Raw genomic sequence first — 1,549 nt, forward strand, 5'->3', positions numbered from 1 at the left:
AAATAGCGATTAGACTTAAGGCGGGTGTGCGTGCTATATGCTAATATGCTGTCCCGCTTACTGAATTCGTCCGCCGGCAGTATCTATTCGTCCGGCAGACCCGACCTGTCGATATCATCATGACGCACCGTTACCTCAATACCTCCTTGTTGCTGGGCGCCTTGGGCGTTTCCGGCGTTGTCTTCGCCCAATCCTCCTCGCCGGAGGTAATGGAGGTCACGGCACCGCGCCTCGATCGCGAGTTGTACACCACCCCCGCTGCGGTATCCGTGATCGAGCATGACAAGATCGCGCAGGGCCAGCAGCGCGTGCGGCTCGATGAGTCGTTAGGGACCGTGCCGGGCGTATTCCTGCAAAATCGTGACAACTTCGCCCAGGGCGAGCGCCTGGCGATCCGCGGCTTTGGCGCGCGGGCGCCGTTCGGAGTGCGTGGGGTGACGGTGATGGCCGACGGTATTCCCTACACATTGCCCGATGGGCAGGCACAGCTCGATGCCATTGATCTCGACAGTGCCGAGCGTATCGAGGTGATCCGCGGGCCGTCATCGGTGCTCTACGGCAACGCGGCCGGTGGCGTACTGAGCGTGACCACGGCCGATGGGCGCGACGATCAGAAGACGCGCCTGGGGGCCGAGATCGGCAGCGACGGCTACCAGAAATACCGCTTCAGCGACGGCGGCGTGAATGGCCCCTGGTCGCATCATGTGAGTGTGTCGGCGCTTAATTTCGACGGTTATCGCGATCAGAGCCAGGTCGAGAAGTATCACCTCAACGCCAAGGTGCGTCGCGAGCTGGGCAACGACCGCGCGCTGACGGCCATCGTCAACTTGTTGGACAACCCACGCTCCGAGGACCCCGGGGCGCTGAAAGAATCGGAAGTGGATGAAGATCGCCAAGGGGCTGCTCCAAACTCGCTTGCCTTGGATGCCGGCCAGGAAGTCGATCAACAAGTGCTGGGTCTGCAGTACGAGGACTTGTCTGCCGGGTCGGGCGAATTGTACATCAAAGGCTTCTATTTGCAGCGTGACTTCGAACAGCAATTGCCTTATGAGGGTGACAGCCGCATCAACTACCAGCGTGATTATTACGGTGCTAGCGCCGAATACCATCAGGAACTGCTGCTGGGGGAGCTGCCGCTGCGTTATGTCGTGGGCGTGGACGCTGCGCGTCAAGAGGACGACCGGGATCGTCACAATGTAGACGTCGCTAATGGCGTAACGGATCGCGCGGGTGATGAGATGCAGACCGCTACGTCGCTGGGCGTTTTTGCCCAGGGCGACTTGGATCTCACCGATAAGCTGACGCTGTCGCTGGGGGCGCGCTACGACCATGTTAGAATGGATATTGATGATGATTTCATCACCTCGGACAACGGCGATGACAGTGGGCAGAAAAACTATCGTGAATGGAGTGGTTCGGCCGGCTTGAGCTACCGGTATCTGCCGACGCATCAGGTCTATGCCAATATCAGCACTTCTTTTGAAACACCCACATTCTCTGAATTTGCCAATCCTTCCGAAGCGGGTGGCTTTAATCCGAGCGTGGAACC

The 1,549-nt window shown here is 59.1% G+C and carries 1 protein-coding gene; it reads left to right on the plus strand.

Features of this window, described 5'->3' with window-relative positions; all coding sequences use genetic code 11:
* Positions 1–119: 119 nt before the first annotated feature.
* The coding region (locus tag OP495_RS17710; protein ID WP_280571084.1) for a TonB-dependent receptor at positions 120–1,549 on the plus strand (1,430 nt) is incomplete at its 3' end.

Source organism: Chromohalobacter sp. 296-RDG (assembly GCF_029889885.1).
GTDB lineage: Bacteria > Pseudomonadota > Gammaproteobacteria > Pseudomonadales > Halomonadaceae > Chromohalobacter.